23 protein-coding genes are annotated in these 21,906 nt (G+C 36.3%); 11 read left to right on the top strand and 12 right to left on the bottom strand.

Annotation, left to right across the window (positions count from 1 at the left end):
• Positions 1-32 precede the first annotated feature (32 nt).
• Together yidC and M3175_RS12505 are read right to left on the bottom strand one after the other, a co-directional pair.
• Complete coding sequence (gene yidC / locus M3175_RS12500) at positions 33-731, bottom strand: membrane protein insertase YidC (RefSeq protein ID WP_251519452.1); 699 nt, start codon at positions 729-731, stop codon at positions 33-35.
• Between the two features lie 28 nt (positions 732-759).
• Positions 760-1,050 carry a hypothetical protein gene (locus M3175_RS12505; RefSeq protein WP_251519454.1) on the bottom strand — a complete coding sequence of 97 codons (291 nt, stop codon included), beginning with the start codon at positions 1,048-1,050 and terminating at the stop codon, positions 760-762.
• Between the two features lie 178 nt (positions 1,051-1,228).
• Here M3175_RS12505 and M3175_RS12510 point away from each other — a divergent pair, with 178 nt between their 5' ends.
• Both M3175_RS12510 and nadE read left to right on the top strand, forming a co-directional pair.
• On the top strand, positions 1,229-2,698 hold the full coding sequence (locus tag M3175_RS12510) for a nicotinate phosphoribosyltransferase (protein WP_251519456.1): 1,470 nt from the start codon (positions 1,229-1,231) through the stop codon (positions 2,696-2,698).
• A 12-nt stretch (positions 2,699-2,710) separates the two neighbouring features.
• Complete coding sequence (gene nadE, locus M3175_RS12515) at positions 2,711-3,535, top strand: NAD(+) synthase (protein WP_251519458.1); 825 nt, start codon at positions 2,711-2,713, stop codon at positions 3,533-3,535.
• 34 nt (positions 3,536-3,569) lie between these two features.
• On the opposite strand, the gene pflA is transcribed toward nadE, so the two are convergent.
• The 3 genes from pflA to M3175_RS12530 form a co-directional block, all read right to left on the bottom strand.
• Positions 3,570-4,310 carry a pyruvate formate-lyase-activating protein gene (pflA, locus tag M3175_RS12520; RefSeq protein WP_251519460.1) on the bottom strand — a complete coding sequence of 247 codons (741 nt, stop codon included), beginning with the start codon at positions 4,308-4,310 and terminating at the stop codon, positions 3,570-3,572.
• A gap of 64 nt (positions 4,311-4,374) precedes the next feature.
• Positions 4,375-6,600: a formate C-acetyltransferase gene (gene pflB / locus M3175_RS12525; protein ID WP_251519462.1), complete on the bottom strand. Its 2,226-nt coding sequence runs from the start codon at positions 6,598-6,600 to the stop codon at positions 4,375-4,377.
• A gap of 349 nt (positions 6,601-6,949) precedes the next feature.
• The gene (locus M3175_RS12530) at positions 6,950-7,402 is read right to left on the bottom strand and encodes a cupredoxin domain-containing protein (RefSeq protein WP_251519464.1); all 453 of its coding nucleotides are present in this window, start codon (positions 7,400-7,402) and stop codon (positions 6,950-6,952) included.
• Between the two features lie 234 nt (positions 7,403-7,636).
• Between M3175_RS12530 and M3175_RS12535 the strand changes: the two genes are divergently transcribed.
• Both M3175_RS12535 and M3175_RS12540 read left to right on the top strand, forming a co-directional pair.
• Positions 7,637-8,800, top strand: coding sequence for a D-alanyl-D-alanine carboxypeptidase family protein (locus M3175_RS12535; RefSeq protein ID WP_251519466.1), 1,164 nt, complete (start codon positions 7,637-7,639; stop codon positions 8,798-8,800).
• Positions 8,801-8,929: 129 nt separating this feature from the next.
• Positions 8,930-9,061: a YuzL family protein gene (locus M3175_RS12540; protein ID WP_251519468.1), complete on the top strand. Its 132-nt coding sequence runs from the start codon at positions 8,930-8,932 to the stop codon at positions 9,059-9,061.
• Positions 9,062-9,089: 28 nt separating this feature from the next.
• Here M3175_RS12540 and M3175_RS12545 read toward each other — a convergent pair whose 3' ends face one another.
• On the bottom strand, positions 9,090-10,709 hold the full coding sequence (locus M3175_RS12545) for an ABC-F family ATP-binding cassette domain-containing protein (protein WP_251519470.1): 1,620 nt from the start codon (positions 10,707-10,709) through the stop codon (positions 9,090-9,092).
• A 167-nt stretch (positions 10,710-10,876) separates the two neighbouring features.
• On the opposite strand from M3175_RS12545, the gene M3175_RS12550 reads away from it, so the two are divergent.
• Positions 10,877-11,053, top strand: a complete 177-nt coding sequence (locus M3175_RS12550; protein ID WP_251519471.1) for a hypothetical protein — start codon at positions 10,877-10,879, stop codon at positions 11,051-11,053.
• Between the two features lie 30 nt (positions 11,054-11,083).
• Here the strand turns inward: M3175_RS12550 and M3175_RS12555 are convergent, their stop codons facing one another.
• The gene (locus M3175_RS12555) at positions 11,084-11,686 is read right to left on the bottom strand and encodes an SCO family protein (protein ID WP_251519472.1); all 603 of its coding nucleotides are present in this window, start codon (positions 11,684-11,686) and stop codon (positions 11,084-11,086) included.
• A 161-nt stretch (positions 11,687-11,847) separates the two neighbouring features.
• Here M3175_RS12555 and M3175_RS12560 point away from each other — a divergent pair, with 161 nt between their 5' ends.
• Complete coding sequence (locus M3175_RS12560; RefSeq protein ID WP_251519473.1) at positions 11,848-11,949, top strand: YjcZ family sporulation protein; 102 nt, start codon at positions 11,848-11,850, stop codon at positions 11,947-11,949.
• Positions 11,950-11,998: 49 nt separating this feature from the next.
• Here the strand turns inward: M3175_RS12560 and M3175_RS12565 are convergent, their stop codons facing one another.
• Together M3175_RS12565 and M3175_RS12570 are read right to left on the bottom strand one after the other, a co-directional pair.
• Complete coding sequence (locus M3175_RS12565; protein WP_251519474.1) at positions 11,999-13,417, bottom strand: aldehyde dehydrogenase family protein; 1,419 nt, start codon at positions 13,415-13,417, stop codon at positions 11,999-12,001.
• Positions 13,418-13,592: 175 nt separating this feature from the next.
• Positions 13,593-14,294, bottom strand: coding sequence for a Crp/Fnr family transcriptional regulator (locus M3175_RS12570; RefSeq protein ID WP_251519475.1), 702 nt, complete (start codon positions 14,292-14,294; stop codon positions 13,593-13,595).
• A gap of 355 nt (positions 14,295-14,649) precedes the next feature.
• Between M3175_RS12570 and M3175_RS12575 the strand changes: the two genes are divergently transcribed.
• The 4 genes from M3175_RS12575 to M3175_RS12590 all read left to right on the top strand — a co-directional run bounded on the left by M3175_RS12575 (position 14,650) and on the right by M3175_RS12590 (position 16,219).
• Positions 14,650-15,498, top strand: a complete 849-nt coding sequence (locus M3175_RS12575; RefSeq protein ID WP_251519476.1) for a formate/nitrite transporter family protein — start codon at positions 14,650-14,652, stop codon at positions 15,496-15,498.
• Positions 15,499-15,640: 142 nt separating this feature from the next.
• Positions 15,641-15,748 (top strand): YjcZ family sporulation protein, encoded by a 108-nt coding sequence (locus M3175_RS12580; RefSeq protein ID WP_084361915.1) that lies wholly within the window; start codon positions 15,641-15,643, stop codon positions 15,746-15,748.
• A gap of 32 nt (positions 15,749-15,780) precedes the next feature.
• The gene (locus M3175_RS12585) at positions 15,781-15,894 is read left to right on the top strand and encodes a YjcZ family sporulation protein (protein WP_119708663.1); all 114 of its coding nucleotides are present in this window, start codon (positions 15,781-15,783) and stop codon (positions 15,892-15,894) included.
• A 43-nt stretch (positions 15,895-15,937) separates the two neighbouring features.
• On the top strand, positions 15,938-16,219 hold the full coding sequence (locus M3175_RS12590) for a cold-inducible protein YdjO-related protein (RefSeq protein WP_251519478.1): 282 nt from the start codon (positions 15,938-15,940) through the stop codon (positions 16,217-16,219).
• 30 nt (positions 16,220-16,249) lie between these two features.
• Here the strand turns inward: M3175_RS12590 and M3175_RS12595 are convergent, their stop codons facing one another.
• From M3175_RS12595 to yhfH, 3 genes are all read right to left on the bottom strand, one after another.
• A complete protein-coding gene (locus tag M3175_RS12595; protein WP_251519479.1) occupies positions 16,250-16,501 on the bottom strand; it encodes a transcriptional regulator SplA domain-containing protein in 252 nt (83 codons plus the stop codon).
• 837 nt (positions 16,502-17,338) lie between these two features.
• Positions 17,339-19,153, bottom strand: coding sequence for an oligoendopeptidase F (pepF, locus tag M3175_RS12600; RefSeq protein ID WP_251519481.1), 1,815 nt, complete (start codon positions 19,151-19,153; stop codon positions 17,339-17,341).
• A gap of 146 nt (positions 19,154-19,299) precedes the next feature.
• Positions 19,300-19,437: a protein YhfH gene (gene yhfH, locus M3175_RS12605; RefSeq protein WP_251519483.1), complete on the bottom strand. Its 138-nt coding sequence runs from the start codon at positions 19,435-19,437 to the stop codon at positions 19,300-19,302.
• A 269-nt stretch (positions 19,438-19,706) separates the two neighbouring features.
• Here yhfH and M3175_RS12610 point away from each other — a divergent pair, with 269 nt between their 5' ends.
• Complete coding sequence (locus tag M3175_RS12610; RefSeq protein WP_251519485.1) at positions 19,707-21,869, top strand: PAS domain-containing protein; 2,163 nt, start codon at positions 19,707-19,709, stop codon at positions 21,867-21,869.
• The last annotated feature ends 37 nt before the right edge of the window (positions 21,870-21,906 follow it).

The raw sequence follows: 21,906 nt of genomic DNA on the forward strand, positions 1-21,906 counted from the left end.
GGTCTGCTCTTTTAATTGAGCAGACCTTTTAGCTATGCTTTTTCTGTATTAGCTGCAAGTGATGGTGCAGGTGTTTGGTATAATTTTTTTCCTATTAATGTTTGGATAATGAGGAAAGTTCCCCCAACTGCCCAATAAAGAGGTAAAGCGGCAGGTGCATTAAATGAGAACATGACAATCATAATCGGAGAAAGGAGACCCATGAACTTCATTTGCTGCTGCTGTTGACCACTTATGTTGGACATGGACACTTTGAATTGTAAATAATATACAATACCGGCAATAGCAGTAATCCATATATCCGACTCACCTAAGTTGAACCATAAAAATGAGTGAGTTGCAATTTCGTGAGATCCACGAATCGCGTAGTAAAAGCCCATTAAAATAGGCATCTGAATGAGCATGGGTAGACAACCCATCGCTAATGGGTTTACTCCGTGTTTCTGATATAACCCCATCATTTCTTGCTGCAGTTTTTGTTGTTCTTTGCTATCTTTTGTTTTCTTAATTTTTTCTTGGATCACATCTAATTCCGGCTTGAGTGCCTCCATTTTCTCTTTCATCTGCTGCTGACTTTTATACTGCTTAAGCATTAGTGGCATAAGAAGAAGGCGAACGATTAAAGTAAGAAATATAATTGATAATCCGAAGCTTCCGTTAAAAATCATCGCAATGGCATGTATAGCGTTTGAGAATGTGTTTACAAATACTGTTTGAAAAAAATCACTCATTTATTTTTCCTCCGTATCATTTTTTGTTTTATCTTGATGAAGGAGGAAAGATGCTATCTGTATCATCACTACCTGCCACTTTTCGTCTAATGTACCGGTATATCCAGACGAGAGCAGGATGTAATTGGTGAACGTTCGCCCGATCAAAGAAGATTTGATTCTTCTCAGAGCTAAGATCTGTCGAGGAACAGACAGTGTCAAGAAAGTGATACTCAATATTCCAGATCCAAATCAATCGAAGGATTAAGCTGATCACGACAGATGCATAAATGGTATACAGGGTTGAAAAATTTGTTAAGTCAAAGAGAATCTCATCCATCGAAATCACCTCACTTCTTTTGAATGTTCTCCTTATAAGTATAGTAAATCATAAACTCCTGCGCAAATCTGAAGATAATAAGGATTTATTTTGACAATTTACCTAAAATCGTGACATTTAAAGGTAGTTTCGCTATGATAGGTTAAAATGCATTTTTGAAGTTAAGGAGATTTTAGTAATGAAACGTGACTATCCAGACGATAGCTTGACCTTACATACGGATTTATACCAAATCAATATGGCAGAAACTTATTGGGAGGATGGGATACACAACAAGAAAGCAGTATTTGACTTATATTTTAGGAATTTGCCTTTTGGAAATGGCTACGCTATTTTTGCAGGCTTAGAAAGAGTCATTGAATACATAAGAGGATTTCGGTTTACAGATAGTGATATAAAATATTTAAGAGATGTCGCTCTTTATAAGGAAGACTTTCTTGATTATTTAAAAACGGTAACCTTTACAGGGAATATCCGTTCAATGGTTGAAGGGGAAATTGCTTTTGGAAACGAGCCGTTATTAAGAGTGGAAGCTCCATTAGCAGAGGCTCAGCTAATTGAAACAGCATTGCTTAATATTATTAATTATCAAACGTTAATTGCAACGAAGGCATCGAGGATTAAACAAGTGATCGGTGATGGAGTGGGAATGGAGTTTGGTACTAGAAGAGCTCAAGAAATGGATGCAGCTATTTGGGGTACACGAGCAGCTTTTATTGGAGGTTTCCAGGCTACCTCAAATGTTCGTGCAGGAAAAATGTTTGGTATACCTGTTGCTGGCACCCATGCTCACTCTTTGGTCCAAGCATATAAGGATGAGTATATTGCATTTCATAAATATGCTCGAAGACATAAAGACTGTGTGTTTTTAGTAGATACATACGACACACTACGATCAGGTGTTCCGAATGCGATAAAGGTTGCTAAGGAACTTGGTGATAAAATTAATTTTCTTGGTATTCGTCTTGATAGTGGAGACCTTGCTTACCTGTCAAAAAAAGCTCGTGAAATGCTTGACGAAAGTGGATTCAAGGAAACGAAAATTATTGCTTCAAACGATCTTGATGAGTACACAATCATTAACTTAAAAGCCCAAGGAGCTATGATTGATACGTGGGGAGTTGGTACAAAGCTAATCACGGCATATGACCAAGCTGCTTTAGGTGCTGTTTATAAGCTCGTGGCCATTGAGGGTGATAATGGAGAGCTTGTTGATACAATTAAGATTAGTGGTAATCCAGAAAAGGTATCTACTCCCGGTCTAAAGAGGGTATACCGGATTATTAATAATGAAAATCATAAATCTGAAGGCGATTATATTACGATGGATGAGGAACATCCTGAAGCAGAGTCTAGAATTAAAATGTTCCATCCCGTACACACCTATATTAGTAAATTCATTACGAATTTCACAGCAAAAGACCTTCATGAGGATATTTTTATTAACGGCAAACTTGTATATGAGACTCCAAGTTTGGCTCAAATGCAAAATTATGCAAAAGATAATCTCAAACTACTGTGGGAGGAGTATACAAGAGCACTAAACCCGGAGGAATACCCAGTGGATTTGAGTCAAAAATGTTGGGATAACAAAATGAGAAATATAGAAGAAGTTAAGGCAAATATTAAATCTCAGAATATAAGATAAGGAGGAGAAAAGTTGAGAAACATTCAAAGTCTTATTATTAATGAGTTGCATGTGAAGCCTTCTATTGACGCTCGCCAAGAGGTGAACGAACGCATTGCTTTTTTAAAGGCATACGTGAAGAAAACAAATGCTAAAGGGTTAGTATTAGGAATCAGCGGGGGACAAGACAGTACACTAGCGGGTAGGCTATCCCAATTAGCAGTGGAAGATCTAAGACAAGAAGGCTATGAATGTAAATTTATTGCTGTACGTTTACCATACGGTATCCAGCAAGATGAAGAAGATGCTCAAAGCTCCCTAAAATTCATAAAGCCAGATGAGGAATTTGTTTTTAATATTAAGGAAGCAGTAGATGCAGTAAAGTTTGAATATGATCAAAAAACAGCAGGAGAACCGTTACGTGATTACCATAAGGGAAACGTAAAAGCGAGAATGCGGATGATTGCACAATATGCCATCGGAGGACAGGAAGGCTTACTGGTTGTTGGAACTGATCATGCTGCAGAAGCTGTTACGGGTTTCTTTACAAAATATGGTGATGGGGGAGCAGACTTGCTGCCTCTATCTGGACTGTCAAAGAGACAAGGGCGCGAGCTGTTAAAAGAACTAGGTGCAAGTGAACGTCTATATTTAAAAGTCCCAACAGCAGATTTATTAGATCAAAAGCCTGGGCAAGCCGATGAGACGGAACTAGGAATTACGTACGAGGAACTAGATGATTTTCTTGAAGGCAAAGAAGTGACGAATGAGGTAGCAGAGAAAATTGAACAACGTTACCTTGTAACGGAACATAAAAGGCGACCTCCAACAACAATGTTTGATGACTGGTGGAAATAAACAAATGGGGAGCAAACTTTGCTCCCCATTTTCATTATGCATATCTTACTGAAGCTGTTAATAGTTCAAGTGCTTCTTGAGCTTCTTCGTCGCTAGGTGGTTCAATATCCTTTAATGGATACTCCATTCCAAGAGCTTCCCATTTATACACTCCAAGCTTATGATACGGTAGAACTTCGACCTTTTTAACATTCGTTAGTGTACCAATGAATTCACCAAGTTTTTGAAGATCATTACGATCATTTGAAATAGTTGGTACAAGAACATGTCGTATCCATACTGGAACTTGATGAGCAGATAAGAATTGAGCAAACTCAAGTATATGTTCATTTGCCATTCCGGTTAAGGAGATATGCTTCTTTCGGTCAATATGTTTGATATCAAGCAGGATTAGGTCCGTGTATTGAAGTAACTCTTTAAGATTTGCTTGAAAGTGTTCCGCGTGGGAGAAACACCCGCCGGAAGAATCAATGGTTGTGTGAATCCCAAGCTTTTTGCATTCTTTAAAGAGTTTAATTAAAAATGGAATTTGTAATAGCGGTTCGCCGCCACTTACAGTAATTCCGCCACCTGATGACTCGATGAAAGGTAGGTAGGTTTTTAAATCATCGATGATTTCGGAAACAGACATTTGTTTTCCAGTTCCGATTTCCCAAGTATCCGCATTATGACAAAATTGGCAACGAAGCAAGCAGCCTTGTGTAAATACGACATAGCGAATTCCAGGTCCGTCTACTGTTCCAAATGTTTCGATTGAATGAATGTTTCCGTTCATGATGAAAAACTCCTCTCAATTATCAGGTAGGGAGAGGGTAGAAATCTCCCTACATCAGTTTTTTTTATAGTGATCCATGGAATGTTCTGTTAATAACATCCGTTTGTTGTTCTCTTGTTAATTTAATAAAGTTAACTGCGTAACCTGATACACGAATCGTTAACTGTGGGTATTCTTCTGGGTGCTCCATAGCATCAAGCAATGTTTCACGATTAAATACGTTTACGTTTAAGTGATGTCCTTGCTTAATTGAATAACCATCAAGAATACTTACTAGGTTATTTTCACGGCTGTCTTCATCTTTCCCTAATGCTTTAGGGACAATGGAGAAAGTATTAGAAATACCGTCTAATGAGTAAGCATAAGGAAGCTTAGCAACAGATGCAAGAGAAGCTAGAGTACCTTTTGTATCACGACCGTGCATTGGGTTTGCACCTGGAGCAAATGGCTCACCAGCACGACGGCCATCAGGTGTGTTACCTGTTTTCTTACCGTACACCACGTTAGAAGTGATTGTTAGAATAGACATAGTAGTCATAGAGTTTCTATACGTTTCGTGCTTTTTAAGCTTTTTCATGAAACGCTCAACTAAATCAACAGCAATGCTGTCCACACGATCATCATTGTTTCCGTATTTAGGGAAGTCGCCTTCAATTTCGAAGTCAACTGCAATACCGTTTTCATCACGAATTGGTCGAACTTGAGCATATTTAATCGCACTTAATGAATCAGCAACAACACTTAGTCCAGCAATACCTGTTGCCATTGTACGAAGAATACTTGTGTCGTGAAGAGCCATCTCAATTCTTTCATAGCTGTACTTATCGTGCATGTAGTGGATGATGTTTAGGGTATTAATGTAAAGACCAGCTAACCAATCCATAGTAGAATCAAATTTCGCCATTACTTCTTCATAGTCTAGAACTTCAGAAGTGATAGGGGAGAACTCTGGTGCTACTTGAAGTTTATGTTTTTCGTCTTTACCACCATTGATCGCATAAAGAAGTGCTTTTGCAAGGTTTGCACGAGCACCGAAGAACTGCATTTGCTTACCAATTTCCATTGCTGACACACAGCATGCAATGCCATAATCGTCTCCCCATTCTGGGCGCATAATATCGTCGTTTTCATATTGAATTGAACTTGTTTCGATTGACATTTTCGCACAGAACTTTTTGAAGCCTTCAGGAAGGCGAGTTGACCAAAGTACTGTTAGGTTTGGTTCTGGTGCCGGTCCAAGGTTTGTAAGAGTATGCAAGAAACGGAAAGAGTTTTTCGTTACTAGTGCACGTCCATCATTTGCTACACCACCGATTGACTCCGTTACCCAAGTTGGGTCTCCGCTAAATAGTTCGTTATAATCAGGAGTACGAGCAAATTTTACCAGACGTAACTTCATAACGAAGTGGTCAACCAATTCTTGTGCTTCTTGCTCAGTAAGCACTCCATTTTCTAAATCTCTTTCAATATAAATATCTAAGAAAGTTGAAACGCGTCCAAGGCTCATCGCAGCTCCGTTTTGTTCTTTAATTGCAGCCAAGTATCCGAAGTATAACCATTGGAAAGCTTCAGTAGCTGTAGTAGCTGGCTTAGAAATATCAAACCCGTAGCTAGCAGCTAATTTCTTTAATTCGTTAAGGGCACGAACCTGCTCTGACAATTCTTCACGAAGCTGAATTACAGATTCCTTCATGACTGAAGTAGTGCCAGCTAGATCTTTTTTCTTTTCTGAAATCAAGAAATCTACTCCGTAAAGAGCTACACGACGGTAGTCACCGATTATACGTCCACGTCCGTATGCATCTGGTAAACCAGTAATGATACCAACCTTACGTGCCATTTTCATTTCATCAGTATAAGCATCGAATACACCTTGATTATGTGTTTTACGGTAGTCAGTAAAGATTTTTTCAACTTCTTTATTTAATTCAAAACCGTAAGATTCACAAGATTGTTGTGCCATGCGAATTCCGCCATAAGGCTGTAGGGAACGTTTGAACGGTTTGTCGGTTTGAACACCCACTACTTTTTCTAAATCTTGATTTAAGTACCCTGCACCATGAGAAACAATAGAAGAAACGATTTCAGTGTCCATATCAAGTACGCCACCGTTTTCTCTTTCTTGTTTTGTTAACTCCATTACTTGATCCCATAATTTCGTTGTTGCCTCAGTAGGGCCTGAAAGGAAGGAATCATTTCCTTCGTACGTTTTAAAGTTTCTTAGAATAAAGTCTCTAACGTTTACTTCTTTTCTCCAAGTACCTTCTGAAAAGCCTTTCCACTGTTCCATTTGAGTCCACCTCTTAGTAAATGTTTATATAACAGATGATACAAATACATCATACTTGAAGTATAACAGATAATTAGTGAAATACATCACATAATCAAGGTGACATTTTGACAATGTTATGAACATTAGGTTTGTCAGTGGTTCGTTATGTGACGGAAAGGTGAAGAAATAAAACTGTACTATAATGAATAGATAAAAATCAAAACCTGTTATACAAAAAGTTATTATTAATAACACTATTGTAACGTGAGATATCTCTTCGTGGTCAATTAGGTTATGTAGATATTTTGACAGTTTGATTGAACATAAAAAAACGATTGTGCATTTTACACACAATCGTCTACAAGAATTAATTAACAACAATATAGGCTGTCATTGGTCCATTTGTATCTGAATTATGGTGGGTTAAGCAAACCAATCGATAGACACCCTTCTTTTGAAACTGGAGATCTAGTTCGGTTTCTTCTCCTTGAAGAATTTTACCACTTATGTTTGTACCCTCAATTATAAACGGATGATTAGCACCGTTTATTCCCATAATCTTCAATTTTACCTTCTCACCCTTTTGAAGAAAGATGGTGCCAGGGTCAAAGCGATACGCTTCGATTTCTTTTCCATCTTTAGTAGTCGCTTCAAACTCACCAGTGACTAAATGAATTTCTCTTGTAGCATCATTAACCGATGTTTGGACGACTGCCTCGCTACCCATGTTTAAATAAATCCAAAGGGAGGCGGAGAAAACCAAACCTAACAGAAGAAGTGAAAATATAATAGATCGTTTTTTAACTACTAGAAATTGCATCGTACCCCTCCAAAAAATTTATTTCTACTAATTTATATGCATCAAGGTAATGGAAACTTGTCTATACTTTTTCTATGAATGTAAATTTACGACCTTAGTATCGGTTTTTCGTTATAAAGTACGAAATATTACCTAGTTTTTCAATTTCATAACAAATATATAATTTATACGTTTACATGTTATTTTTTTGGTACAATCGAAAAAGACTGAATTCAAACAAGGTGTGTGCATACAGTGATAAAAAAACTAACTTTTATTTTTCTATCTATCCTTGCATTAAGTGCAAATCAAGTTTTTGCTGAGCAAATGGACGAGCTGTCCATAATAAGTGATTCGGTAATATTAATGGATTCACAATCCAATGCGGTTCTCTACTCAAAAAATGAGCATGAACGTATGTATCCTGCTAGTTTAACAAAAATAGCAACTGCCATTTACGCAATTCAAACTGCAAAAATAAATGAAGTGGTAAAAGTCAGTAGTGAAGCAATAGAAGTTGAGGGAACTAAAGTATATTTAAATGAGGGAGAAGAAGTTACTCTAGAAAAATTAATTCAGGGCATGCTTATTAATTCAGGAAATGATGCAGCTGCTGCCATCGCCCTTTATATTGACGGGAGCATAGAGAATTACGAAAAAAATATCAATGAATTTCTACAAAATAAGGTTGGAGTTAAGGATACTCATTTCACGAATCCGCATGGACTCTTTGATGAAAACCACTATACAACAGCGTATGATTTAGGTTTAATTACGAATTACGCACTAAAAAATGAAATATTTAAAGAAATTTTCGGAACAAAAGATTTGGCTTGGGATGGTCAATCATGGGATACGACTTTGTTTACACATCATTTACTATTGAAGGGAGAAATCCCATTCGAAGGTATCACAGGTGGAAAGACTGGTTTTGTCAATGAATCAAGGCAGACTTTAGCAACAACTGCTTCTAATGGCCAAATTGGGTTAACAGTCATTGGTTTAGGAGCAACATATAAACGTGATATTTATAATGACACCATTAATTTACTAAGCTTTGGATTTTCAAACTATAAGACTTCAACTATTCCTGTAAATACAACATTTGAAAACATAAAGGATAAGTATGTTGTGACGGATCCTTTATATATAACAGAACCTATTACTGGTTCTGCTATATTGGATGTTACCAAAGAGGGAGAATTAGCTGTATTTGATTCCTCGAATAAAGAACTCCAAACGATCTCTTTAGCTAAATATAAACTTAAAACAGCTCCGGATAAGGCATCTATCATAGGAGAAACCACATCGAGTGATGAATCCACACCTATTATGATGAAAGCCATATCAATTGGATTAGGATTTGCGTTACTTGGAGCATTTATAGGTATGTGGAAAAAACGAATATTGAATGGATAAAAAATTGCCATGAGTAATGCTCATGGCAATTTTTTATGGCTTGATAGAAGTGACATTTAAAAAAAATATCCTATGGGTCGGATAAAAACCATTAAAGTCTTTAACAATAACAGAGGAGGTGTTTTCATTATGTCAAATAGAAAAAAGGATCCTTCTACCGTTGGATTAAGTTCCCCGCAAGTTGAAGGGCAAGGCACGACAGAAAGTGAAATGACTGGGACAAAAAAAGATAGTGCAAGAAAAAAAACAAAAAGACATTAAAAGAGAGCCAATTGGCTCTCTTTTAGATTTATTTATACATTTCTTCTACTTGTTTTTGAATCTCACTATTTTCTAGATACTCATCGTAAGTCATCTGCTTATCAACGATACCATTTGGAGTAATCTCTATAATTCTGTTTGCGATCGTTTGAATGAACTGATGGTCATGTGATGCAAACATTAGTGAGCCTTTAAAATTAATTAACCCATTATTTACAGCAGTAATTGATTCTAAGTCTAAGTGGTTTGTTGGCTCATCTAATAGAAGGACATTTGCGCCACTAAGCATCATTTTAGATAACATACAGCGGACTTTTTCTCCTCCGGAGAGTACGCTAGCTTTCTTTAATACTTCTTCACCAGAGAACAGCATTCTTCCTAAGAAGCCACGAAGGAAGCTTTCACTTTGATCGGCAGGGGAGAACTGTCGTAACCAATCAACTAGGTTAAGCTCACTTCCTTCAAAGTAAGAAGTGTTGTCTTTTGGGAAATATGCCTGAGAGGTAGTTACACCCCATTTATACGTACCACTGTCAGCTTCCATTTCACCTGTCAAAATCTTGAATAAGGTTGTTTTAGCAAGTTCATTTGCTCCTACAAGTGCAATTTTATCTTCCTTATTCATTACAAAGCTAACATTGTTTAAAACTTTTTCTCCGTCGATTGTTTTTGTTATTCCTTCGACACGTAACAGGTCGTTTCCAATTTCTCTTTCAGGAGTAAAACCAACATACGGATATTTTCTAGAGGATGGACGAATGTCATCCAAAGAAATTTTATCAAGCAATTTTTTTCTTGATGTTGCTTGCTTGGATTTAGATGCGTTCGCACTAAATCTCGCAATAAATGCTTGAAGTTCTTTGATTTTCTCTTCTTTTTTCTTATTTTGGTCTTGAGCCATTCTCTGTGCTAGCTGGCTTGACTCATACCAGAAATCGTAGTTTCCAACGTAGATTTGGATTTTCGAAAAGTCTAAGTCCGCAATATGCGTACATACCTTATTAAGGAAATGTCTATCATGGGATACAACAATAACGGTATTTTCAAAGTTAATTAGAAATTCTTCTAACCATTGGATTGCTTTTATGTCTAAGTGGTTCGTCGGCTCATCGAGTAGAAGAACATCTGGCTTTCCAAATAGAGCTTGCGCAAGAAGTACCTTTACTTTATCAGAACCTGAAATATCTGCCATCTTTTTCGTGTGTAGGTCTTCTGTGATTCCAAGCCCTTTTAATAAAATGGCAGCTTCTGATTCGGCTTCCCAACCATTTAGCTCCGCAAATTCACCTTCAAGCTCAGCAGCCCTCATACCATCTTCGTCAGTGAAGTCAGCTTTCATATAGATTGCATCTTTCTCCTGCATCACTTCATATAGACGCTTATGTCCCATGATAACGACTTTCATTACTTCTTCTTCTTCGAATTCATAGTGGTTTTGCTTTAAAACTGCCAATCTTTCTCCAGGTCCAAGCGAAACTTGACCGGTTTGTGACTCTATTTCACCAGAAAGGATTTTTAAAAATGTGGATTTTCCTGCACCATTTGCGCCAATTAATCCGTAGCAATTACCAGGAGTAAATTTAATATTTACGTCTTCAAATAGTTTACGGTCACCATATCGTAGGCTTACGTCTGTTACTGTAATCATTTCTTTTCCTCCAAACAAAATAAACAATAATTTTCATTATAACACTTTTTACTGGATGTTCGCATGAATTTCTATATCATCATCATTGCCAAAAAAATCAACCTTAAATAAAAGTTTTGTTTTCATAGAAAAAAATGATGAAATTTCATATTTTTTTCATATTTATCATGTACAATAAAGCTAATCAGATCGGAAAAGGAGTCTTTAATATGGCTAAAAAACAATTAATAGACTTAGTTAATCGGTTAAAGGGGTCAGGTATTAAGGTAAGCTTTTCAAAACCTCGCCCAAAATCAATTCTTCTCCTACAGCAACAGGCGAAATTATCTTCTACAACAAATTAATAAAACGAGCGGCTATTGACGCCGCTCGTTTTATTGTATTTCTTTCATAATTTTATTAAAGACATCTTCTCGATTAAAATCATCACCCATAGGGAATTTCTTTATAAATTTATTGTTTTCATCTACTAGAAAAACGAAAGTAGAGTGGACATAGAATCCATCCCCCGGATCTCTGTATTGAAACTGAAAGGTATTGGCTAAACGTTCAATATCCTTTTGATCTTCCTTAATATTACTAGGATTACCAGTTAAAAATATCCAGTTTCCATCGTCTTGAATTTCAAAATGAGACATATGACTTTTCATCACTTCCGGTGTGTCTCGATAGGGATCAATACTAACGGTTAGAAATTGAATCTTATCTCCGAATACGCCTTCCACTTCAAGATCTTTTTTTAATTGATTCATTTTCAATGTTGTGGTTGGACAAATATCAGGACAATGCGTATACATGAATTCAACAAGTTTTACTTTTTCCTCTGTTTTACTAAAATCAAAGCTTTCATTATTCATTGTAGTTAAAACGATATCGTCAGGAATGGTTGCATTGGCATCACGAATTAAAAAAAAGGATATACCAGCAGTTATACCAACAATGACAATAATTGAACAAATCATATAGATTTTCTTCATGAACATACCCCCTCTAATTAAGATAATGAATCTTGAAGGAAAATCCTATGGACATATTGTGAACATATTTTATTGACCACATATGGGACATTCATCTATACCGTTGACATGCTGTCTGAATAGACTAGGAGTGAAAAGGGCTATAGGGAGGGTTAGATATCATGAGTGGAAATTATGGAGGCGGCTTCGCTTTAATCGTTGTCCTGTTTATCTTGTTAATCGTTGTTGGAGCAGGTTTCTTCGGTAGAGGTTATGGCTACTAATATTATAAAAGAAAGCGAGAGGGATGACCCTCTCGCTTTCTTGGGGTTATTAATTCATACCGATCCATACACTCTTAACTTCAGTATAGTTGTTGAGCGCATAAGAGCCCATTTCACGACCAAGACCAGATTGCTTATACCCACCGAACGGCGAAGCCGCATCAAATGCGTTGTAGCAATTCACCCAAACCGTTCCAGCTCTTAAATTGTTGGCTACGTAGTGTGCTTGAGCTACATCACGTGTCCACAAACCAGCAGCCAAGCCATATTCACTTTGATTCGCACGAGCAATAAGCTCATCTAAGTCTTCATATGGAAGCGCAGAAATAACAGGGCCAAATATTTCTTCTTTTGCGATCGTCATTTGGTCACTTACATTGGCGAAAATCGTTGGTGAAACAAAATATCCTTGCTCATATGGACTATTTCCACCAACTAATAGCTCGGCTCCTTCGTCAATTCCTTTTTCAATATACCCAAGAACGCGTTTTTGTTGTGTGCTTGAAACAAGAGGTCCAATCTCTGTGTCAGAATGTAGACCTGCACCTTGCTTTATGTTCTTCGCATGACTCACCATATCAGCAACAACATTATCGAATTGCTTTTTCTGAATGAAGACACGAGAACCCGCACAGCACACTTGACCTTGGTTAAACATAACCCCATTTAGTGCTCCAGGAATTGCTTTTGAAAGATCGGCATCCGGAAGCAGTATGTTTGGTGATTTACCACCAAGTTCTAGGGTTACTCTCTTTAAGGTTTTTGCTGCTCTCTCCATAATCATTTTTCCTATTTCAGTTGATCCTGTGAAAGCAATTTTGTCAACTTGTGGATGGTCAACAAGCGGTTGACCTGCCGTTTCACCAAATCCAGGAATGATATTGACTACACCTGGAGGGAAGCCTGCTTCTTGAATTAGCTCAGCTAAATATAGGGCAGAAAGAGGGGTTTGCTCTGCTGGTTTTAGGACGACTGTACATCCTGTTGCCAGAGCAGCACCTAGCTTCCACATGGCCATTAGAAGAGGGAAGTTCCAAGGAATAATCTGTCCAACAATTTTTGTTGCCCAGCCAGCATAATATCGCATATGTTCAACAGCTAAAGGAATATCAGCATTCGTTGTTTCTCTAATTGGTTTACCGTTGTCCAATGTTTCAAGTTGAGCTAGTTCGGCTGCATTTTCTTCCATTAGGTCAGCAAGCTTATACATTAATCTACTTCTTTGAGCGCTACCCATTTTCGACCAAGGACCTTCATCGAAAGCTTTTCTAGCTGCCTTTACAGCAAGGTCTACATCTACTTCATTGGCTTCAAAAACAGTTGCAAGCACTTCACCAGTAGCAGGGTTAAAAGTTTCGAATGTTTTTTGAGTTTGACTCTCGACGAATTCTCCATTAATAAAGAGCTTCTTTTTACCTGATAGGAACTTTTCTACTTTTTCATGCAATTGAACAGTTAATTGACTCATTGTTTCCCTCCCGCTATTAATGGTTAAATAATTTCCAAACTATGACAACGCTTACATTGTTAATACTATCATTTTATAAAACTACTTTTCAATCATAAGTATAGTGAATATTCCGATAATGTTTGACACGATTTTTCGACATAAATAAATAATCGCCTAATATAGGCGATTACGATTAATCAATATTACAATATTCAATAGGACAGTTCTCACAATCTATTTCTTTTTTTAAATATTCTAGATCATGGACAGTGATTATTTTTTTACTAATAGAAATGATATGGTTCTTTCTTAATTCAGTCAGCATTCTACTAACGCTTTCTCTTGCTGTACCACAGAAATTCGCTAGATCTTGATTTGTTAATGGAACCGAGATTTCAATTCCATTTTCTCTTAATACTCCATAACTATTACATAACCTAATAATAGTAGAATAGAGTGCACCTTTTTTTCCATTTAACACTAAATCACGAAACTTAGTAATGGTTTTTCTTATATGATCATTCATCCATCGCAGAAATTCAAAAGCCAACTGACTATTTTTAAAAAAGGCTTGTTCAAGATCAACAATATTTATGGCTGCTGCTTCACCATTTTCTATTACTTTGGCATTGAATATATACCTTGGATCGACAGTAAATAAGGTTAGTTCTCCTACAATATCATTATGTTTACAAAGTCTTAAACTCAGTTCATTTCCTTCGGCGTTTATTTTTGAAATTTGAACCTTACCAGATAAGATAATATACATTTCTTTTGCCACTTGGCCTTCTTTAAACAGATAGCTTCCTTTTTTAATAGGTACAATTCTTTCAGCCGATTTTAATAATTCACCAAGTTCGTAGGACAATTCTTCCTTATATTTTTGATTCACCATCGGTATCCTCCTTTAAGCGCTGGCCATATATTTATTTAAAAGAATGTCATGTAGTTGGTCAATATAGTTTACTTAATAAACAGGTAACGTTTTGTGACAGAAATCACGTTAAATTCAAAAATTTCTTTATTAAAGTGATATTTGTAACAGGGAAGAAAGGAGAGTTTTTATCATTCTTGTATTGAAAACCTTAGTTTTCAATACAAGAATGATGAAATAAGGATAATGTAACCGCTTCATAAAGAGTCACGAACCGTTCAATAGTTTTTCTATTAACAAAAGCATCAATGAGGGGTAAAATGACAATAAATATTGTGACGTTTTTCACATTTTGAAAAGAGAAAGGATCCTGAACATGTATAATGAGCTCACACCCATTGAGGAATCGGCATTAAACGCTAAGAAAAAGAGAGATACTTGGATGTCTTCTAAATTACATTATTTTATTAAAGCGATGCTTGCTGGGGTCTATATTGGTTTCGGAATCATGGTAGCTTATAAAACGGGGGAATTTTTCTTTGATGCCGGGTCTCCATCTGCCATGATGTTGGTAGCTATTTTCTTTGGAACTGCACTTGTAATGATTATTTACGGTGGGGCGGAGTTGTTTACTAGTAACACAATGACAATGACCATCGGAACATTAAAAAAGGAAACTACTTGGTATGAGACGTTCCAAGTCTGGGTGGCGTGTTACTTTGGTAATTTAGCTGGTGCATTGTTTTTTTCTCTTCTAATCATGCTATCTGGCTTATTTTTATCTCCAGACAAATCGCAACTATTGATGGACGTTGCAAGTTATAAGATGCACGGACATACATTGGAAATCTTTTTTCGTGCGATTCTTTGTAATTGGCTTGTTTGTTTAGCCATTTGGTTACCAATGCATGTAAAAGGTGACGTAGCAAAACTCCTTCTAACCTTATTACTTGTATTTGGTTTTGTTATCTCTGGCTATGAACACAGCATTGCAAATATGGCGCTATTTGGTATTGCGTTAATGGTTCCACATCCAGATACGATTACAATTTGGTCAGCTATCCATAACCTCATCCCTGTAACATTTGGAAATTTAATTGGCGGAAGTATTTTTGTCGGAGCTTTCTATGTGTATTTAAATAAAAAGCCTGTTGCTAAAGAAAAGAAAGTATTGGAAAATGAAGTTTCTTTTTCCGTTGCAGAGAAGAGAGTAGCGAAAATGTAAGAAATTATTGAAATGCAAAAACTCCTTGGAGTCGTTCAAGGAGTTTTTTGATGATTTATAGGTTTTAAATTAGTGAAAACGCCCATACAGGACAACTTTGCCACACATATACTGCCGATAGATGTCATGGGAGGTGGAAGTAATGAGCGCAGAAGCTGGATTCGGCTACGGCGGTGGATTTGCTTTGATCGTCGTTTTATTCATCCTATTGATTATTGTGGGAGCAGCATACGTAGGATGGGGCTATTAATTTGTTATTAATTTTAAAAGGGGTTGAAAGGTATGGGCTATAACTACGGATATGGTTATGGTGGATGCGGCTACGGATACGGAGGATTCGTGTTAATCGTCGTATTATTTATCTTATTAATCATTGTTGGCGCTTCTTGGTTATAAGAAGAAATAAACAACCTGCTTTTTATGGGCAGGTTGTTTGTTTTTGGATACAAAGGAAAAAATACTTTTAAAATATAATAAATTGTACATACTAAATAAAAAGAACGAAAGAATCTCTAGAATGGGGGCAATTGCTATGTTCTTTAACAGAAAAGCTCAAGAAGAAAAACCAGAAGATATTTTAATGGATATTGAAGTGTATACATGTGCTGATAACGATTGTATTGGTTGGATGAGAAAAGAGTTTGCGAGCTCGGATTTAAAATGTCCATTGTGTGGACATGACACAACAATGGAAGTTAGAGAATTGCCCAAAATCAATTAGGGATTAGAAGCAAGGCGTAGCCTTGCTTCTTTAGTGTGTATCCGAATTAAAGTAATGGTCATTAAAAGCTTGTTCAGCTGCAGATTCAGAAGCAAAAAGGGCATCGTCATCTTCAATTACATGGAAGGTCTCATTTAAAAATAAGGCAACTGCATCGGGATTATGAGGATGTTGTACGATTTCGGCAGCCCTAATATTAGATACAGTCGGAGTATGTGGGTTATTATAAATCACAAACACCTCATCACCTATTTTGACCTCTTTTGGATTGATCATTTCCATTTCATGATTACCTCCTTTTAGTTGATGAGCATATATATATCGTTCTCATCAAATTCAAGTGTTATTCTTTCAAATGGAATGGAAACGTTCACATAACTATCACAGTTATGGGGAGTATTCCTTTTTTCAGGTGATATAATAAGAGTGTAAAGAAAAACAAATTAAAAAAAGAAAGGAGTTAACATTTTAGGAGACTCAACCATATAGTGTTCGTTCCGTAAGTAATTGTATCGAGAACGAGTAAACTATAATGTTCACACATTTTTGTGAAGCGGTCAAAAGAAAGGTAAAATGTAAAATCCCTACTTTTTAGTCACTACTTATTCAGTAAAAAGCTACTAAGTAAGTAGCAAAAGACCTGAAGCTGAAGTTCTCATTTTAAGTATTGTAGCTATATAGTGTTAAAAAATGGTTACAAGAAAATAATAAAGGGAAAAGAAGCCAACGCCTTGGGTTAAAAAGTAGACCAAAAACGGAAAATTTGGTTATGGAAATTACAACTTCCTTTATAGAATTGGAATAAAGCTTCCTTTATGTGTAGGAGAGTTAAAAAATTAAAACTAAATAAGGCTGTTTGTTATTCGGAAGGAATACCTTCTCACTTTTCGACGAAAGTGAGACCATCCAACGTAATCCTAAAACGGAACAAACACACATCAGCAAAGTTTTAAAATAGCTTAACCTTGTTATTTGAAGTAAGAAAATAACTAAACCGGAAGCAAAGCTGGTGAAAAATGGTTGGGTCCCCTAAGATGTTGACTTACTCTCTAGTATAGCTAGAGAGTTTTTATTTGCTCTAAAAAGCACAGACTACTTAAAGTAATCTGTGCCTTTTTATTATTCATAGCTTGCTTCTAGTACATCAATTAATGTCCCGACGTAGCTTACGGCTTTCTCAATAGGGGCTGGAGATGACATGTCAATTCCGGCATGTTTTAGAAGTTCTAATGGACGCAGAGTCCCGCCAGCTTTTAACACCTCTAGCCAACGGTCAACAGCTGGTTGACCTTCTTCCTTTATTAATTGAGCCATAGCAGTTGAAGCAGTTAAGCCAGCGGAATAAGTATATGGGTATAGACCCATATAGTAATGAGGCTGTCTCATCCATGTAAGACTTGCACCTTCATCAATTTCTACTGTATCTCCCCAGAAGTCAGTTAGTACATTTGCTTTTTGCTCGCAAAGTGTTTTAGCTGTTAATGGCACACCTTCCTCAGCTAAACGATAAACTCTTCTCTGAAATTCTCCCTCTAAAAGATGTGTAACAAAGTTATGATAATACGTTCCTAACAATTGTAATACAACCCAGCGCTTCATTTGAACATCATTCGTTTGAGAGAGCAAGTAGTCACCCAAAAGCATTTCATTCATTGTTGAGGGGGCTTCGATAAAATACATGGATGGGCGAGTATTCATGATTCGTTGATTTTTGTTTGCTAAATAAAAATGTCCTGCGTGTCCAAGCTCATGGGCAAGTACAAAAGCACCTCTCATGGTGTCTGTCCATGTGATTAGAATATACGGGTGGGAGCCGTATGGGCTAGAACAGAAAGCACCGGTTGATTTCCCAACATTATCAGCTAAGTCAACCCATCTTTCCGTTAATCCTTTTTTCATGATGCTGCTGTATTCAGGTCCCATGACTTTTAATGCCTCTAAAATGACTCGGCTTGCTTCCTCATAGGTTGTAGATGGATTAAAAGATGGATCTAAAGGTGCCTTTAAATCACAAAATCTCATCGTTTCAAGACTAAGAACACGTTTTTTTAACTGAGCAAACCTTCTCATATGCGAAGCAAGCTCCCTTTGGATAACATTCAATTGATTCTCATAGGTAATTTTCTCAACTTTTTGTGGATGTAAAAGCATATCTGTTACAGAGTCATAGCCTCTTAATTTAGACAAAGTAACTTGTTTTTTTACTTCGGTTGCATATACAGCAGCGTACGTATTTTTGTACGTTCTTAATGTAGATACAAATGATTCATAGGCATTTCTTCTCACTATTGGATCTGATGAAAATTCATATCGGTCTTCGAATAAAGCAAAGCTATTTGGTAACTCATTTCCTTCTGAGTCTAAAAACGAAGAAAAATTCATATCAGCAGATTTACTTGTTTGATAAATTTGGTAAGTTGCTCCATGAACTTCTCCTAGTGCAGCAAGTACTTGTTCAGTTTCAGGTGATAAACGGTATTTTTTTGTCTCTAATAAATCAGCAAGCATATTCTGAAAAGGAAGGAGGTTTGGTTGTTCTTTTACGAATTGTGAAAGTGTCGCTTTGTCAAGTTTTAATAATTCTGAATCAATAAACGATAATAATGAATTTATTTTTGATAGTAGTGATGAAAGCTTTCCAACATTCGCCTGATTGATTGGATTTGTTCCATCTTCTGATAGCTTTAAAGAAGCAAAAGTAGAAATTTTTATTAACTTATGGGTTAATTTTTCACGTTGTTCTAAACATTCGAGTAAAATAGCGGAGTTGTCGGTTACTTTTCCTTTAAAAGCATCAAATAGGCTAAGATCATTTTCCACTAATTTGATATTGTCGTGCCAAGTCTCTTCAGAATTAAACAAATCACTTAAGTCCCATGTTAAATGCTCGGGCACCTCTTCACGTAAATACCTTTTTTCAGATGTTTTCTCCATTTTCTTTCCCCCTAACTATGTATTTCGTATTCCTAAGTATATACAGTGTTAGTATACATGATTTAGAAGGATTTTTCTAAATATTTTAACAAATAAATACAAAAATACACGGTGAGATTATCTACCCTCACCGTGTATATTTTGTGTTACTCTTCCATTTTCTTTGAAAGACATCTGTCACATTCCTGGATGTACGATTCAGCCTGTTCATGTACATGTTGACCACACTCTGGACAAACCTTTTTAGGTAATGTACGGAAAAATTCAACTGGACTCATTAACATTTTTTACTCCTCCTTATATAATACAGATTATTTTAATACCTTTTGTTATAGTACAGTATACACGAGGATGTTTAAAATGTGTAGACCCTTTTCATAAAAAAATTCAAAATATTTTTTAAATATGCGAAATGTACTAAGATATCATTTTCGGTGGGAAAACAAAAGAAAATAATTGTGACAAAAAACAAAACTTTTTCTTTTATAAACGGTATCTATCCATTAAAATCAAGTAGATATAAACTGTTTTTGAAAAGGAGGCATCTCTTTTTATGCAAGAAATTATTGGATCGTACAATCCTATTTTAATTTTTTCTGCATTTATTTTAACGATAATGGCTTCCTATACTTCAATGAACCTTGTTGCAATGCTTCATTCCTCTGAAAGAAATAAGAGGTTTTTATTAATAGCTGGTACCTTATCGATGGGTGTTGGTATTTGGTTAATGAATTTTATCGGAATGCTAACTATAGATGGGGCGGCTTCCTTTCATTATCGTATTCCACTCATATTGTTATCACTGATTATCGGTATTAGCTTTGTAGGGCTTGCATTTTATACTGTTACAATACACCACTTCCATAAAACTAGTCTGTTATTAGGAAGTATTTTTATGACTAGTGCAGTGTTGTTTGTTCATATGGTTGGAATGCTAGGACTAGAAATCGTGTTTTCTTACGATCCGCTTATCCTTATCGTAGCTCTTGTTTTGATGTGTGCCTCTTTTTGGTTCGTATTTTGGATGTTGTTTTTTGCTAAAAACTTTTCAGTTAGTCATCGTATTTGGATGAAGCCATTAGCCGCATTAGTATTAACAATAGCTATTGTGGAAGGGCACTTTTTACTTGTAAAATCAGCTGCAATTATTAGGTTTAATAATACGAATCAATTAGGGAATATGTACGATGAACGCTTATTTATTTATTTTGTTCTTTTTTTATCGATATTTATCTTAATAGGGTTAATTTCGTCTTCAGCGTTTATCAGCAGAAAATTGGCTATTACTGACACCAATCTTAAAGATATCACAGCTGCATTAGACGAATCTTCGATTGTTGCTATTACAGATCCAAAAGGGAAAATTACCTTTGTTAATGACAAATTTGTTGAAATCTCCAAGTATCAAAGAGAAGAGCTTCTCGGTATGGATCACCGGATCTTAAATTCGGGGTATCATCCACGTAGTTATTTCCAACAACTGTGGAAAGAGATTAGCTCAGGAAGAGTATGGAAAGGGGAAATTCGAAATCAAGCGAAGGATGGGAGCTTCTATTGGGTCGATACGACCATTGTTCCGTTTCTAGGAAAAAATGGAAAACCGTATCAATATGTTGCCATTCGTCATGATATAACCAATAGAAAATTAGCAGAAGAGAAACTAAAAGATTCGTTAAAAGAAGTCAACGACATAAATTTTGCTCTAGATCAATCTTCCATTGTCGCTTTTACAGATGAAAAGGGAAAAATTGCAAAAGTGAATGATAAGTTTTGTGAGATTTCTCAATACTCACGTGAAGAGCTTATTGGGGAAGATCACAGAATTTTAAACTCGGGGTTCCATTCCCAAGCTTTCTTTAAGGAGCTGTGGAGTACAATAGGGAACGGACATGTTTGGAAAGGTGAAATAAGAAACAAAGCAAAGGACGGTACCTACTATTGGGTCGATACAACCATCATCCCGTTTATGACTGAAAAAGGAAAACCGTATCAATATCTTGCTATAAGAAATGATATTACTGAAAAAAAGAAAACAGAAGAAACACTTCATCGTCAAGATAAGCTTGCTGCTGTTGGTCAGTTAGCTGCTGGGGTGGCCCATGAAATAAGAAACCCTCTTACTTCTATGAAGGGGTATGGTGAGTTTCTTTTAGAGGATGAAACCGATCCACAAAGAAGAGAGTTTATTGAGATTATTCTTGATGAGATTGGTCGTGTAAATACGATTGTTGAAGATTTTATGGTTCTTGCCAAGCCTAAGGCTGTAGAGCTTGAAGAAAAAAATATCGTAACGATAATAAAAAATGTACTTTCACTCCTAGATTTCGAAGCAAGAAAAAAGCATGTGAAAATGAGCTTTGAAGCAAATGAGGAAATCATTCAAATCGAATGTGATGAAGATCGACTAAAACAGGTGTTTCTAAACTTTGTAAAGAACGGTATTGAGGCTATGCCGAATGGTGGAGAATTAACCGTTAAAGTATGTGTCGAGGATAGTCAAGTTCAAATCTCAATCCAAGATACCGGAGTTGGGATACCAGAGGATAAGCTCAAAAAGATTGGTGAACCGTTCTATACAACCAAAAAGGAAGGAAACGGTCTAGGGCTAATGGTAAGCTTTAAAATCATTGAAAGCCACCAAGGGAAAGTATATATTGAAAGTGAAATAAATAAAGGCACCACTTTTAATATCATCTTACCTGCAAAAATTGCTTAAGTTTAAACCCCAGTCAGTTGAACTGGGGTTTTTCTTT

The sequence above is a fragment of the Robertmurraya korlensis genome (genome assembly GCF_023715225.1).
Lineage (GTDB): Bacteria > Bacillota > Bacilli > Bacillales > Cytobacillaceae > Robertmurraya_A.